We start from the raw sequence: 13,163 nt of genomic DNA, 5'->3' as shown, positions 1-13,163 counted from the left end.
CGCTTGCACTGCCCCCCGGTCAGGTCAGGGGCGTCCCCGTTGGCCTCGCAGGTGGTCGGCGATGGGCTTCAGGGCCTTGTCCAGTTCCGTCAGGGCCTCCGGCGACAGCAGGTCGATGAAGTGCTTCCTGACGGACGCCACATGATGTGGGGCGACCTTCTTCATCGTCTCCATGCCGTGCTCGGTCAGGACGGCGTAGAGCCCGCGGCGGTCCGACTCGCAGTTCTCGCGGCGGACCAGGTTCGCGTTCTCCATACGGGTGATCTGGTGCGAGAGCCGGCTCTTTGATTGCAGGGTCGCGGACGCGAGGTCGCTCATCCGCATCCGCACGTCGTCGGACTCGGAGAGATTCACCAGGATCTCGTAGTCGTTCATTGTCAGGCTGAACGGCTGGAGGTCCTTTTCGAGCTGGTACGTCAACAGCCTGTTGACCTCCAGGTGTGTGCGCCAGGCGCACTGCTCCGCATCGGTCAGCCAGCGCGTGGCCGTCTCGGTCTCCATGAATGAAGTCTACCTAAAATGTTGAAATGCGAACTAGTGAGGGTGGTGTGACTGTGCGCACGCGTTCGACGTCACACTCCGCAGACTACCGCTCACAGCCCGAAGCGACGCTGGAGGTCCCCCAGCTGTCCGGGAAGGCGCGGTGCCGCAGGCGGTTGCGCTCCGTGTCCACCCGGCGACCCCGCGCCACCACCGGGCACACCCGGCTGATGCGGAACCGCCCCCGTCGCCTGCTCCGCCATCAGCGTCTCGGTCGACTGGAGCAACACCGTCCCGGCCCCCACGAACTCGAACTGATGCTCCTCCCCAGAGGCCCCGCCGAGCCCTGTCATCGCACGTAGACCGCCCATTACGCCCGTGAGGTACCCATGGTCGTAGTGATGGCACGGCGACGGGCAGTCGGCCCAGCCGACGAGCGCCTGCGGGTCCACCCGGATGGGGGGCTCCATGAACACCACCGGACCGTTAGATGCGGCCACGAACTTTCCGGTTCCGATGAGTGTCAGAAAACCCGGCACGATCGACTGCTTGAGAGCAAGACTTGGCTGAAAAGCTAGCAAGTTGCCCGAGCGAATGGTCAGGTTGCCGTCGTCCAAGTCGTACGAATTGACATCGAACGCCCGGTCGGCGAGCAGCATCTTGCCCGACCCCGACGCCACGACCCAGTCGCTCGCGTGCAGAGGCGAATGAAACGACGTACGGACAAGTCGGTCGAGTCGCCCGTGCCCGATCCCGCTGAACTCGATCGCGCCGTAGTAGGCGATCATCTTCCCCTTCTGGAGGAACCACTCAGCGCTCTTGAGCTCCACGCAGAAGGTGTACTTGTTCACGTTGTCGTCGACGGGCAGCGTCATGGGGTCGTACACCACGGGCCCGCCGGGGGTTCCGTACCCGCTCACAGCTTCTCCTCCGAGGCCTGGACGAACACCGTGCCATTGCCGCTGAGCTCCAGCTGGAACGCCTCGCCGGAGCCGCGCCCCACCATGTCGCGCCAGCCCAGAGCGGTGGACAGCTTGTTGCGTACGTCGCCGTGATGGGCGACGTACGCCTGCGGGTCGACGTGTACGGGCCGCTGCGGTGTGATCGGGACCTCGAAGACCCCGCCGTGCGCCATCACCGCCACCGCCCCGTGTCCCTGGAGGGTCGTCGTGAACAGGCCCTGCCCGGTGACCTGCCCCCGGACCATGCCCATGACCCCGCCCTGCGAGCCCATGAACATCGTCCCCTGCTGCAAGGTGCCCTCGAAGGCCAGCAGCCGGTCCGCCTCCACGTAGAGGGTGTCGCCGGAGAGGTTGATGACGTGGACGTGGTGGCCGCCGTGCCCGAAGAAGACGGTGCCGCTGCCCTCCACGGTCATGAGGGGTGTGGCCTCGCCGGCGACGCGCCGCCCGAGCATCGACATGATCCCGCCCTGCCCGCCTTGGATGTTGGGCGTGAAGGAGACGTCGCCCTTGTAGGCGAGCATCGCGCCGCGCTGGCTGAACAGCCGCTGCCCGGGCACGACGGTGGCCTCGACCATCTTGGAGTTGATCTCGCGGAGCGCCATGTCACACGTCCCCCGCGATCGTGTTCCGCTCGCTCGGCTGTACGTACACCAGGCCGTCCCCCTCGAACCGGATCTGGAAGGCCTCGCCGCCGCCCTCTCCCAGGAAGGTGCGGAAGGTCACACCCGACTGGAAGGACTGCCGGACGTTGCCCTGGTGGGCGATGTAGGCGCCCGGGTCGACGATCAGCGGGTACTGGGAGCTGACGCGGAGCACGACCGCCGGCCCGTCGGACAGGATCGCCGCCTGCCCGTGCCCCTCGACGGTCGTCGTGAACAGCCCGTTGCCCTGGGAGGCGCCGCGCAGCCCCGTGAAGGTCGTCCCGGTCCGCAGCCCGGCGTCGGTCGCGAGCAGGTTGCTCGACTCCACGTACAGCTTGTCCCCCTGGAGGGCGACGAGGTTGATCTCCGAGGCCCGGTCGGCGAACCAGCACGTCCCGTGGCCCTTCACCTCCATCACGGTCATCTGCTCGCCGGTGAGCCGCCGGGTCACCATCCCCCGCAGACCCTCACCGCCCCCGCTCAGCTTCTTGAAGGCCATCTGGCCGTCGTACGCGACCATGGAGCCGTTCTTCGCCTTGACGGCATCGCCGGTCATGTCGACGGCGAGCACCTTGCTTCCCTGGAGTCGGAACATCGCCACGTGGTGAAGGTAGCGGCGGACAGGAGGGACGGACAGACCCCTCTCGCGGGGGCCGGGCGGTCGTTTGTCACAATGGGGCGAAGTTTGTGCTTCCGTTCACAAGGCGACCGCGTCGTCAGCGACTCTCCCCCCGAAGGTGACCCGTGGATCTCAAGACAGCCTCCGCCATCCGCCGCCTGCGCCTGGTCTCCGTGCCGGAGGGCATCTCCTGGATCGTGCTCGCGTCCTGCACGGTGATCAAGTACACGGTCGCCTCCGGCTTCGACGTCGCCCCCGTGCTGGGCCCGATCCACGGCGTGCTGTTCATCCTCTACGTGCTCTTCTGGCTCGACGCCTGGAACCGCACCAAGTGGGACAAGGGGACGGGGGCCATGTACTTCGCCTACTCGATCATCCCCGGTGGCGGCTTCATCGCCGAGCGCAGGCTCCGCCGCGAGGCCGAGGACGCGGTCATCGCCGCCCGCGCCCGCAAGGAAGGAGTCGTGAACGCATGATCGTCGCCTTCTCCGTGACGCCCATGGGTGTCGGCGAGGACGTGGGGGAGTACGTCGCCGACGCCGTCCGCGTGGTCCGCGAGTCGGGCCTGCCCAACCGCACCGACGCGATGTTCACCTCCATCGAGGGCGAGTGGGACGAGGTCATGGCCGTCGTCAAGCGTGCCGTCGCCGTCGTCGAGGAACGCGCCCCACGTGTGTCGCTGGTGCTGAAGGCCGACATCCGTCCCGGTGTGACCGACGGCCTCACCTCCAAGGTGGAGACGGTCGAGCGGCACCTGGCCGGCTAGCTCCGCCTTCCCAACCCCGGCCCAGTGCCGGGGTTTTCTCATGTCCGCCCGCACGCACACCTCTTTGAGCGACTGCTCAAAGAGGTGTAACTTCCGGTGGGCAGGTGGTTGAGCGGTCGCTCAAACGGCCGGTCCGGCCGACCGACAGGGGGACACGACAATGGCGCTCCGAGCGCTCCACATAGAGACGCGCATACGGGCCGACCTCGACGAGCTCCGGGAACGCACCCAGGAACCGTCGCAGCGGCGACGCTGGGCGTCCCGCCTGGCCTTCATCGACCACTGGCGCTGTGTCCCCGACGCCGACGGCGTCCGCTTCCTCGTCGGCTACGACCACCGGCTGCTGCTGCGCCCCCTCAGGGGCTGGGCGACGGCCTGGTCCCTGGACCGGCTGAGGCTGTGGATCGAGCGCGGCATCACCCCGGAGCGAGCACGCCGGAACTGGCTGGCCGAGCTCGCGGTCCGCGCGCTGGTGCTCACCGTCTGCGCCACCGGTCTGAGCCTCGGTCCCGCCGCTCCCCTCTTCGGCCCGCTCGGTGCCGCCGTGGCCTTCCTGTGCCCGCTGCTCCTCGTCGTCGGTGTCTTCCTCGCCCTCTTCAAGGCGCCCCTGTCCTGCACCCCGGCCGCCCGCCGCTGCCGGCGCACCCCGCCCCCGCCCGTCGGCAGCCCGTGCGTCCTGCGCACCCTGGAGAACCGGTCATGAGCCCGGAGCAGGCGAAGTCCCAGGCCAAGTCACAGGGCAAAGCCCAGGAGACCAGGACCAAACTCCTGGAGGGCGCCCTGCGTGTCCTCACCGAGCAGGGGATCGCCAAGACGTCCGCCCGTACGGTCGCGGCGGCGGCCGGGGTCAATCAGGCGCTGGTCTTCTACCACTTCGGCTCGGTGGACGAACTCCTCGCGGCGGCCTGCCGGTACGGCGCGGAGAACGCGGTGGCCCGGCACCGTACCCGGCTCGCGTCCGTATCCTCCCTCTCCGAGCTTCTGGCCGTGGGCCGGGAGATCCACGCAGAGGAGCGGGCCGGCGGCCACGTCGCCCTGCTCGGCCAGCTGCTGGCCGGCGCGCAGACGCACGAGGCCCTGGGACCGGCCACGACGGCGGGCCTCGACCTGTGGATCGCGGAGATGGAGCAGGTGCTCGGACGGGTGCTCGCGGCGACCCCGTTCGGTGAGTTCACCGACCCCGCGAAACTGGCCCGCGCGATCGCCGCGTCCTTCGTCGGCATCGAACTGTACGAGGGCGTGGACGAGGCGGGCGCCCACGCGGCCCTCGACGCCCTGGAGCAGCTCGGCGCGCTCGTGGCCGCCCTGGAGGACCTCGGGCCCGTGGCCCAGCGGGCGGTGCGCCACCATCTGCGCCGGACGGGCCGTCCCTGACCGCCGGTCCGGGCCGGTCCGGTCCGGGCCGGTCCGCACCGGGAAGTCCGCGCCGGGAAGCCCCGGCGACCGAAAGCCGAGACGGAGCTGACCGGAATGTGACCGGCGGGTAGGGTCTGGTGACGTGCCGAAGCCTCTCAGCCTTCCCTTCGACCCCATCGCCCGCGCCGACGAGCTCTGGAAGCAGCGGTGGGGAAACGTGCCGTCGATGGCGGCCATCACCTCGATCATGCGGGCGCACCAGATCCTGCTGGCCGAGGTCGACGCGGTGGTCAAGCCGTACGGACTGACCTTCGCGCGGTACGAGGCGCTGGTGCTGCTCACCTTCTCCAAGGCCGGGGAACTGGCGATGTCCAAGATCGGTGAGCGGCTCATGGTGCACCCCACCTCCGTGACGAACACCGTCGACCGGCTGGTGAAGTCCGGGCTGGTGGCCAAGCGGCCCAATCCGAACGACGGGCGCGGCACGCTCGCCAGCATCACCGACAAGGGCCGCGAGGTGGTCGACGCGGCCACCCGGGACCTGATGGCGATGGACTTCGGCCTCGGGGTGTACGACGCCGAGGAGTGCGCGGAGCTCTTCGCGATGCTGCGCCCGCTCAGGATCGCGGCGCACGACTTCGACGAGGACTGAGCTTCGACGGGGACTGAGCCGAGAGCGACCCGGGACAAGATCTCCCGGAACGGGCGGTTACGCTCGACGGCATGAAAAAGAGCGTGCTGACCCGCTACCGCGTCATGGCCTACACCACCGGTGTGCTGCTGGTGCTGCTGTGCCTGAGCATGATCGCGAAGTACGGGCTTCACATCGACGGCGCCGCCGACTTCACCCGTGTCGTCGCCATCGCCCACGGCTGGCTGTACGTCGTCTACCTGATCTTCGCCTTCGACCTGGGGTCCAAGGCCAAGTGGCCGGTCGGCAAGCAGCTGTGGGTGCTGCTCGCGGGGACGATCCCGACCGCCGCGTTCTTCGTCGAGCGGAAGATCAGCCACGAGCTGGAGTCCAGCGCCGTGGACCAGGCTCCGGCCGTCGCCAAGGCGTAGGGTCCGCCGGGCAGACCATGAGCCTCCACCGCCGCGCGAGCACCGCGCGGCGGCCAGCCGTCGACATTTACTAGGACGTCCTAGTAAATTTGAAGGCATGGACGCTGACGCCATCGAGGAAGGCCGCCGTCGCTGGCAGGCTCGCTACGACGCCGCGCGCAAGCGCGACGCAGACTTCACCACGCTCTCAGGCGATCCCGTGGAGCCGGTGTACGGACCCCGGCCGGGGGACACGTACGACGGCTTCGAGCGGATCGGCTGGCCGGGGGAGTACCCCTTCACGCGCGGCCTGTATCCGACCGGCTATCGCGGGCGCACGTGGACCATCCGGCAGTTCGCCGGGTTCGGCAACGCCGAGCAGACCAACGAGCGCTACAAGATGATCCTGGCCGCCGGCGGTGGCGGACTGTCCGTCGCCTTCGACATGCCGACGCTGATGGGGCGCGACTCCGACGACCCCCGCTCGCTGGGCGAGGTCGGGCACTGCGGGGTGGCCATCGACTCGGCGGCGGACATGGAGGTCCTGTTCAAGGACATTCCGCTGGGCGACGTGACGACATCGATGACCATCAGCGGGCCGGCCGTGCCCGTCTTCTGCATGTACCTGGTCGCCGCCGAGCGGCAGGGCGTGGACGTGTCGGTGCTCAACGGCACGCTCCAGACCGACATCTTCAAGGAGTACATCGCCCAGAAGGAGTGGCTCTTCCAGCCCGAGCCGCATCTGCGGCTGATCGGTGACCTGATGGAGTACTGCGCGGCCGGCATCCCCGCGTACAAGCCGCTGTCCGTCTCCGGCTACCACATCCGGGAGGCCGGTTCGACGGCCGCGCAGGAGCTGGCGTACACGCTCGCGGACGGATTCGGCTACGTCGAGCTGGGGCTGTCGCGGGGCCTGGACGTGGACGTCTTCGCGCCCGGTCTCTCCTTCTTCTTCGACGCGCACGTCGACTTCTTCGAGGAGATCGCCAAGTTCCGGGCCGCGCGGCGGATCTGGGCGCGGTGGATGCGGGACGTGTACGGGGCGAGGAGCGAGAAGGCGCAGTGGCTGCGGTTCCACACGCAGACCGCCGGGGTGTCGCTGACGGCCCAGCAGCCGTACAACAACGTGGTGCGTACGGCCGTGGAGGCGCTGGCGGCGGTGCTCGGCGGGACCAACTCGCTGCACACCAACGCCCTGGACGAGACCCTTGCCCTGCCCTCCGAGCAGGCCGCGGAGATCGCGCTGCGGACGCAACAGGTGCTGATGGAGGAGACCGGGGTCGGCAACGTGGCCGACCCGCTGGGCGGTTCCTGGTACGTCGAGCAGCTGACGGACCGGATCGAGGCCGACGCCGAGAAGATCTTCGACCAGATCAAGGAGCGGGGCCTGCGGGCGCACCCCGACGGTCAGCACCCGATCGGGCCGATCACCTCCGGGATCCTTCGCGGGATCGAGGACGGTTGGTTCACCGGGGAGATCGCCGAGTCCGCCTTCCGCTACCAGCAGGCGCTGGAGAAGGGTGACAAGAGGGTGGTGGGCGTCAACGTCCACACCGGGTCGGTCACCGGGGACCTGGAGATCCTGCGGGTCAGCCATGAAGTGGAGCGGGAGCAGGTCCGCGAGCTCGGGGCGCGCAAGGGGGCGCGGGACGAGGCGCGCGTGCGTGCGGCTCTGGACGGCATGCTGACCGCCGCGCGCTCCGGAACCAACATGATCGAGCCCATGCTGGACGCGGTACGGGCGGAGGCGACGCTGGGGGAGATCTGCGAGGTGCTGCGGGACGAGTGGGGGGTCTACACGGAGCCGGCGGGCTTCTAGCCCGCCCCGGGGGGCTGCGCCCCCGCCCCCCTCGGGGCTGCGCCCCCCGACCCCCCTCGGGGGCTGCCGTCCCTTCGTCCCCGCTCCCGGGCCGCCGTCACTTCGGTCCCCGCTCCGGGGTTGCACCCGAGGCCGGTGCTGTCGCTGGGGCTGTGTCCCGGGGGTATGTCTCGCGGACCGGATCTGTGGGGCCCGCGGGGCTACGTCGCGAGATCGCCGGTGGTGGTGGCGGAGGCCAGGCCGTGGAGTAGTAGGCGGGTGAAGCTTTGGACCCATTCCTCGTCCGCTGGTTTGCCGCTCACCAGGGTGCGGTGGACCACCGCGCCGGCGACGACGTCGAAGATGAGGTCGGCCGTGCGGGCGGCTTCGGCGGGGTCGGGTTCCGGGGGGAGTTCACCGCGGGCCTGGGCGCGGGCGCGGCCCTCGAGGACGAGGCGTTTCTGGCGGTCCACGATCGAGGCGCGGACGCGTTCGCGCAGGGCGTCGTCGAGGGTCGATTCCGCGACCGCGGCCATCAGGCCGCTCTTGGCCTCCGGGCGGGCCAGGATGGCCGCGAACTGGAGGACCACGCCCTCGATGTCGGCTGAGAGGCTGCCGCGGTCGGGGAGTTCGAGCTCGTCGAAGAGTTCGGCCACCGCGTCGACGACGAGTTCGTTCTTGCCCGCCCAGCGGCGATAGAGCGTCGTTTTCGCAACCCCGGCCCGTGTGGCCACGTCTCCCAAGGTGAGCTTGGACCAGCCCAGTTCCACCAGCGCCTCCCGGGTCGCGGCCAGGATCGCGGCGTCCGCGGCGGCGCTGCGCGGGCGGCCCGGACGGCCGGCGGGGGTGTGGCTCTGCATGCCCCGACCATAACCGGCGGTTCCTGTGAGGCCGTGAGGGAGATCACCGGGGTGGGGTGTCGCCCGCACCCGCGATGGCATTACGCTACGACTCGTAGCGAAAGCTCGTTGCGAAAGCTCGCGGGACCGCACGGGCGACGACCACATGGCGTGGGTGGGGACCCGGCGCCGCAGCCACGCAGCAGACCGGCTTCACAACGCTTTTTCACACACGCGCGGGAACGGGGGAGGATAGACGCATGCAGCCACGGAACATGTCCATGAGCGGCGTCGTCGACCTCGCCGCGGTGAAGGCGGCCCAGGACGCCAAGGCCAAGGCGGAGCAGGCACGCGCCGAGGCCGCCCGGCAGGGCGGCGGCACCGGTGCCGTCTCACCGGCCGATCTCGTCATCGATGTCGACGAGGCCACCTTCGAACGCGACGTCCTCCAGCGGTCCGCCGAGGTCCCGGTCGTCATCGACTTCTGGGCCGAGTGGTGTCAGCCCTGCAAGCAGCTGAGCCCGGTGCTGGAGCGGCTGGCCGTCGAATACAACGGCCGCATCCTGCTCGCCAAGATCGACGTCGACGCCAACCAGATGCTGATGCAGCAGTTCGGGGTGCAGGGCATCCCGGCCGTCTTCGCGGTCGTCGCGGGACAGGCGCTGCCGCTCTTCCAGGGCGCCGCCGGCGAGGCGCAGATCCGGGAGACCCTCGACCAGTTGGTGCAGGTCGCAGAGCAGCGCTTCGGGCTGACCGGCCTGGCCGTCGACCCGGACGCCCAGCCCGGCAGCGGCGTACCGGCGGAGGCGGGGGTGCCGGCGGGTCCGTACGACGCCCTGCTGGAGGCCGCCGTACAGGCCCTGGACGCCGGGGATCTGGGCGGGGCCGTCCAGGCGTACAAGAACGTACTGAATGACGACCCGGGCAACATCGAGGCCAAGCTGGGCCTGGCGCAGGCCGAGTTGCTCGAGCGGGTGCAGGGCATGGACCCGCAGCAGGTGCGGCGGGACGCGGCCGACAAGCCGGGCGACGTCGAGGCGCAGATCGCGGCCGCCGACCTCGATCTGGTGGGCGGGCACGTCGAGGACGCGTTCGGGCGGCTGATCGAGACCGTGCGGCGCACGGTGGGTGACGACCGGGACGCCGTCCGGCGCCGGCTGCTCGAGCTCTTCGAGGTGGTCGGCTCGGAGGACCCGCGGGTCGTGGGGGCGCGCCGGGCGCTGGCTCGCGCCCTGTTCTGAGCGGCTGTTGACCAGTCGCTAAACCTTCCGGGCATGTGATGCCGGAGTGAAAGATTCGCCGGTGCGGCGACAGGGCGGCCGCGCTTTACCAAATCTTGGTAAACGCGGCCGCTGTTACTCGCAGTAAAACCAGAGCGCGGATCTGTCTGGTTCCGTCCAAGGATCAATAGTTTTGTTCTGCCCTTGGATGCCACCGAGCGTCGCACTCCGAGACCGCCGGGTCGTTCTTCGGTTATCCGGCCGTTACTAGCCAGTAACGAACCCCCTTGTGCGGGCGGCGAGAATGCACCACGATCGGCGACGCTCGGTCCATTCCCGTACCCCGACAGCCGGTCGGGTCAACGAGGCAATCTGGGTCCCCACCGAGCAGAGTCGGCGGCAGTGGCGCCGGCTCTAGGACAGGGGGGTCTTCGCCGTACGGCGAAGCCTGTCCAGCAAGGTTGTGCGTGATGCGTGTCAGGCGCGACCAGTGGTTGTCGCTCGGGGGTGATCGCCGGTGATTCGGTCGCGGTTCGCGCCACCGAGATCGGGCGCTCCCCTTCCCGAGGACGTAGCACTTCTCCCATCCCTGCCCGGCTGAGCCGCCGAATCGGCGGCGAACGAGGGCCAGGAGATGTACGTCCGAGAAGGAGGAAATATGGAGTCCCAGGTGCGTGGCGGGACCAGATGGAAGCGGTTCGCTGTGGTCATGGTGCCCAGCGTCGCCGCTACGGCCGCGATAGGTGTCGCCCTTGCGCAGGGTGCCCTTGCCGCGTCGTTCAGTGTGTCGGGGCAGGAGTTCAAGGTCACCGCGGACTCGCTCGAGGGCACGGGCTTCAACCAGTACGGTGCCCTCGACACCGGCTACACCCTCAGCGGGGAGAAGACGGGTCACGCCGTCGCGGTCTCGGCGTTCGACGAAGCGCACATCCAGAAGATGTGCCAGTCCGTCGTGACACCGAACCTGCCGCTGGTCGGCACCGTCACGCTGACGCTCAAGGCCGGCGACAGCAGCAACAAGGACGGGCAGGTCTACGCCAAGAACCTGTACATCGACGTCGACGACCTCGGCACGACGAGCGCTGAGTTCGGCAACATCGACATCGGTGTGGCCGCCGGCAGCATGGGCAAGGCCAAGGGCGGCACGGGCCCCGGCATGAAGGGCGGCAAGGAAGCCGCCAACCCGTCGGGCTTCGGCCAGCAGGCCGAGACGGCGAAGCTCACCGGCGTGAAGCAGACGGCGTGGGCGACCACCGCTGGCACCTTCAAGCTCCCCGGGCTGCACATGTCGCTGCACAAGGGCAGCGGTGAGGGCGTCGAGTGCTACTAGGCACTCGGTAGCGGGCGGGGGGAGCCGAAGGCGCCCCCCGCCTGTCCGGTATACGGCCGCCCTTTCACTGCCCCCCCACATTCCCAACGCAACACACCCTCACCACAGCAACGCCGCACCAGGGAGCTGTTTTCCATGAGCGCCGAGACTCCTGCTGCCGAATCCGGCCAGTTCACCCGCCGGAGGCTGCAGTTCCGCGCCTGGCGAGGCACGCGGCCGTTCTGGGCCGGTCTGTTCGTCATGCTCGCTGGCCTTCCGATCATGTACTTCCCGTACGCGCATCTCCAAGTCGGCCACCTGACGCTGGCGATGTCCACTACCGCGGGCGCCGGCTCTCTGATCATCGGCGTGCTGCTGGTCGTCCTGGGCTTCAGCCTCTGGCTGCAGAAGCACATCAACGTCTTCGCGGGCGTCGCCGCAATCCTGCTGGGGCTGGTGTCCATCCCCGTCTCCAACTTCGGGGGCTTCGTGGTCGGCTTCCTGCTCGCGCTCATCGGTGGGGCGATGGGTGTCGCCTGGGCACCGGGTACGCCACCGCAGCCGGAGACCGCTGAGGAGACCGGGATGGAAGACGGTGGTGCTCCCGAGACCGCGTTCGACACCGCGGCGGACGGAGTGCACGGACCGAACGACCTGACAGGAACGAGCCCGGCCAACGGGGCGAACGGGAGGCACAGTGCCGGCTGACGAGGCGACCCACGGGACCGATGTGGACGGGTCCCGCGCGAGAACCGGGCCCCGCCACGCGGCACCAAGGAAGCCGCTGTTCACCAGGTTCCACATGCCGGCCGGCAAGGCGATAGCCACCGTGGCGATGCCGACCGCGGTGCTCATGGGCTTGGGCGTGACGTCCTCGCTCGCCATCGCGGACAGTGCCGGCACGTCCAACAGCCAGAAGGCCGCGGAGTACAAGGACTGCGTCAAGGCGCTCGACGACTCCAAGGACGCCTCGGCGTCGCCGTCGCCGTCGGCGAGCGAGTCCACCGGCACGGCGACGCCGGCCCCCTCGGCCTCCGCCGACGCCGGCAAGGACAGCACCAAGGACACCGGCAAGGACACGGGCAAGACCTCTTCGTCGGATTCAGGTACCGACGACAAGGCCACGCCCAAGCCGACCGCGACCTCAGGCTCCTCCGACTCGGGCTCCGGCAGCGGCGACACGGCCGCCACGCCCACCCCCACCCCGTCGGCCTCCCAGAGCAGCGGTGGCGGCCTGCTGGACACCATCGGTGACACGATCGGGGACGTCCTCACCGGCGGTACGAAGGACTCCGGCACGTCCGCGAGCCCGACGCCCTCCGCGTCCCAGTCGTCGTCGCCGGCCGCCTCGACCTCCTCGGGTACGTCCTCCTCGTCCGGCTCCGCCGACAAGGGCAGCGCCACCGACACCGTCAAGGACACCGCTTCCAAGGCGGCCAAGACGGTCACGGACACCGTGAAGGACACCACCGACAAGGCGACCAAGACGGCCGGGGACGCCACCGAGGCGGCCAAGGACGCGACCGCGTCGGCCACGCCCGATCCGTCCGCCAGTTCCAGCACGTCCCCGGACGACTGCCCGGCGGCCACCGACAAGACCGGCGGCGTCGACAACCACGTTCTGGTTCCGGACGACCCCTGGTACCTGGACGCCAGCTCGCTGACGCTGAAGGGCGCCGACTACCAGGGCATCGTCGAGGTGAGGACGGCCAGCGGGGCCACGAAGAAGGTGCTCAAGTACGTCATCTCCGACGGTACCGACATCGGCGACCTGCACCAGACGGTGAAGGACAAGCAGTCGGGCAAGACCTACCACGTGCAGGCGGCCAAGGGATCGACCTCGAAGATCACCGGCGGCAAGACCACGATGTACACCGAGAGTATCTCGGGCAACCTGCTGGGCCTGCTCCCGGTGACGTTCACCCCCGACAGCCCGCCGCCGCTGAACATCCCGTTCATCTACATGACCAACGTCAAGGTGGTCCAGGCAGCCCAGTTCGGCGGCAACCTGAACATCCCCGGGATGCGCCAGTACATCGACGGCTGAGCGTAGTAGTACCTCAACGGACCTTTCCGGGAGCCGCGAAGGACTGTGCCCCACCGGGTTTCGACCCGGTGGGGCACAGTCC

The 13,163-nt window shown here is 69.2% G+C and carries 16 protein-coding genes; 11 read left to right on the top strand and 5 right to left on the bottom strand.

Going from position 1 to position 13,163, the window contains the following annotated elements:
* Positions 1–24 precede the first annotated feature (24 nt).
* From ACWGJM_RS34905 to ACWGJM_RS34890, 4 genes are all read right to left on the bottom strand, one after another.
* A complete protein-coding gene (locus ACWGJM_RS34905) occupies positions 25–501 on the bottom strand; it encodes a MarR family winged helix-turn-helix transcriptional regulator (RefSeq protein ID WP_453415772.1) in 477 nt (158 codons plus the stop codon).
* 92 nt (positions 502–593) lie between these two features.
* Positions 594–1,400, bottom strand: a complete 807-nt coding sequence (locus ACWGJM_RS34900; protein WP_453415771.1) for an AIM24 family protein — start codon at positions 1,398–1,400, stop codon at positions 594–596.
* Positions 1,397–2,047, bottom strand: a complete 651-nt coding sequence (locus ACWGJM_RS34895) for an AIM24 family protein (protein WP_453415770.1) — start codon at positions 2,045–2,047, stop codon at positions 1,397–1,399. The genes ACWGJM_RS34900 and ACWGJM_RS34895 overlap by 4 nt, the downstream gene beginning before the upstream one ends.
* Before the next feature lies 1 nt (position 2,048).
* Positions 2,049–2,681, bottom strand: coding sequence for an AIM24 family protein (locus ACWGJM_RS34890; protein ID WP_453415827.1), 633 nt, complete (start codon positions 2,679–2,681; stop codon positions 2,049–2,051).
* Positions 2,682–2,830: 149 nt separating this feature from the next.
* On the opposite strand from ACWGJM_RS34890, the gene ACWGJM_RS34885 reads away from it, so the two are divergent.
* The 7 genes from ACWGJM_RS34885 (at position 2,831) to ACWGJM_RS34855 (ending at position 7,687) form a co-directional block, all read left to right on the top strand.
* Entirely contained in the window at positions 2,831–3,181 is a 351-nt protein-coding gene (locus ACWGJM_RS34885; RefSeq protein WP_453415769.1) for a DUF3817 domain-containing protein, read from the top strand.
* Positions 3,178–3,471 (top strand): MTH1187 family thiamine-binding protein, encoded by a 294-nt coding sequence (locus ACWGJM_RS34880; RefSeq protein ID WP_453415768.1) that lies wholly within the window; start codon positions 3,178–3,180, stop codon positions 3,469–3,471. The genes ACWGJM_RS34885 and ACWGJM_RS34880 overlap by 4 nt, the downstream gene beginning before the upstream one ends.
* 160 nt (positions 3,472–3,631) lie before the next feature.
* The gene (locus ACWGJM_RS34875; RefSeq protein ID WP_453415767.1) at positions 3,632–4,174 is read left to right on the top strand and encodes a hypothetical protein; all 543 of its coding nucleotides are present in this window, start codon (positions 3,632–3,634) and stop codon (positions 4,172–4,174) included.
* Entirely contained in the window at positions 4,171–4,845 is a 675-nt protein-coding gene (locus ACWGJM_RS34870) for a TetR/AcrR family transcriptional regulator (RefSeq protein WP_453415766.1), read from the top strand. Before ACWGJM_RS34875 ends, ACWGJM_RS34870 begins: the two co-directional genes overlap by 4 nt.
* 124 nt (positions 4,846–4,969) lie before the next feature.
* Positions 4,970–5,479, top strand: coding sequence for a MarR family winged helix-turn-helix transcriptional regulator (locus ACWGJM_RS34865; protein WP_132853431.1), 510 nt, complete (start codon positions 4,970–4,972; stop codon positions 5,477–5,479).
* A gap of 71 nt (positions 5,480–5,550) precedes the next feature.
* Positions 5,551–5,889, top strand: a complete 339-nt coding sequence (locus ACWGJM_RS34860) for a DUF3817 domain-containing protein (protein WP_453415765.1) — start codon at positions 5,551–5,553, stop codon at positions 5,887–5,889.
* Between the two features lie 97 nt (positions 5,890–5,986).
* Positions 5,987–7,687, top strand: a complete 1,701-nt coding sequence (locus tag ACWGJM_RS34855; protein WP_453415764.1) for an acyl-CoA mutase large subunit family protein — start codon at positions 5,987–5,989, stop codon at positions 7,685–7,687.
* A gap of 200 nt (positions 7,688–7,887) precedes the next feature.
* Here the strand turns inward: ACWGJM_RS34855 and ACWGJM_RS34850 are convergent, their stop codons facing one another.
* Positions 7,888–8,526, bottom strand: coding sequence for a TetR/AcrR family transcriptional regulator (locus ACWGJM_RS34850; protein ID WP_453415763.1), 639 nt, complete (start codon positions 8,524–8,526; stop codon positions 7,888–7,890).
* A gap of 239 nt (positions 8,527–8,765) precedes the next feature.
* On the opposite strand from ACWGJM_RS34850, the gene ACWGJM_RS34845 reads away from it, so the two are divergent.
* The 4 genes from ACWGJM_RS34845 to ACWGJM_RS34830 all read left to right on the top strand — a co-directional run bounded on the left by ACWGJM_RS34845 (position 8,766) and on the right by ACWGJM_RS34830 (position 13,081).
* Positions 8,766–9,746: a tetratricopeptide repeat protein gene (locus tag ACWGJM_RS34845; protein ID WP_453415762.1), complete on the top strand. Its 981-nt coding sequence runs from the start codon at positions 8,766–8,768 to the stop codon at positions 9,744–9,746.
* 637 nt (positions 9,747–10,383) lie between these two features.
* Entirely contained in the window at positions 10,384–11,055 is a 672-nt protein-coding gene (locus ACWGJM_RS34840) for a DUF6230 family protein (protein WP_453415761.1), read from the top strand.
* Positions 11,056–11,190: 135 nt separating this feature from the next.
* The gene (locus ACWGJM_RS34835; protein WP_453415760.1) at positions 11,191–11,742 is read left to right on the top strand and encodes a DUF6114 domain-containing protein; all 552 of its coding nucleotides are present in this window, start codon (positions 11,191–11,193) and stop codon (positions 11,740–11,742) included.
* Positions 11,732–13,081 carry a hypothetical protein gene (locus ACWGJM_RS34830; protein WP_453415759.1) on the top strand — a complete coding sequence of 450 codons (1,350 nt, stop codon included), beginning with the start codon at positions 11,732–11,734 and terminating at the stop codon, positions 13,079–13,081. The genes ACWGJM_RS34835 and ACWGJM_RS34830 overlap by 11 nt, the downstream gene beginning before the upstream one ends.
* The last annotated feature ends 82 nt before the right edge of the window (positions 13,082–13,163 follow it).

Source organism: Streptomyces sp. NPDC054834, assembly GCF_053611185.1.
The sequence above is the reverse complement of the archived record's forward strand: the minus strand, read 5'-3'. Positions and strand labels throughout refer to the sequence as shown.

Excerpts from the sequence above, each read along its gene's own strand:
- ACWGJM_RS34895 (WP_453415770.1), bottom strand. The coding sequence starts at position 2,047 with ATGGCGCTCCGCGAGATCAACTCCAAGATGGTCGAGGCCACCGTCGTG.
- ACWGJM_RS34850 (WP_453415763.1), bottom strand. The coding sequence starts at position 8,526 with ATGCAGAGCCACACCCCCGCCGGCCGTCCGGGCCGCCCGCGCAGCGCC.
- ACWGJM_RS34875 (WP_453415767.1), top strand. The coding sequence starts at position 3,632 with ATGGCGCTCCGAGCGCTCCACATAGAGACGCGCATACGGGCCGACCTC.
- ACWGJM_RS34880 (WP_453415768.1), top strand. The coding sequence starts at position 3,178 with ATGATCGTCGCCTTCTCCGTGACGCCCATGGGTGTCGGCGAGGACGTG.
- ACWGJM_RS34860 (WP_453415765.1), top strand. The coding sequence starts at position 5,551 with ATGAAAAAGAGCGTGCTGACCCGCTACCGCGTCATGGCCTACACCACC.
- ACWGJM_RS34835 (WP_453415760.1), top strand. The coding sequence starts at position 11,191 with ATGAGCGCCGAGACTCCTGCTGCCGAATCCGGCCAGTTCACCCGCCGG.
- ACWGJM_RS34840 (WP_453415761.1), top strand. The coding sequence starts at position 10,384 with ATGGAGTCCCAGGTGCGTGGCGGGACCAGATGGAAGCGGTTCGCTGTG.
- ACWGJM_RS34855 (WP_453415764.1), top strand. The coding sequence starts at position 5,987 with ATGGACGCTGACGCCATCGAGGAAGGCCGCCGTCGCTGGCAGGCTCGC.
- ACWGJM_RS34890 (WP_453415827.1), bottom strand. The coding sequence starts at position 2,681 with ATGTTCCGACTCCAGGGAAGCAAGGTGCTCGCCGTCGACATGACCGGC.
- ACWGJM_RS34870 (WP_453415766.1), top strand. The coding sequence starts at position 4,171 with ATGAGCCCGGAGCAGGCGAAGTCCCAGGCCAAGTCACAGGGCAAAGCC.
- ACWGJM_RS34845 (WP_453415762.1), top strand. The coding sequence starts at position 8,766 with ATGCAGCCACGGAACATGTCCATGAGCGGCGTCGTCGACCTCGCCGCG.
- ACWGJM_RS34905 (WP_453415772.1), bottom strand. The coding sequence starts at position 501 with ATGGAGACCGAGACGGCCACGCGCTGGCTGACCGATGCGGAGCAGTGC.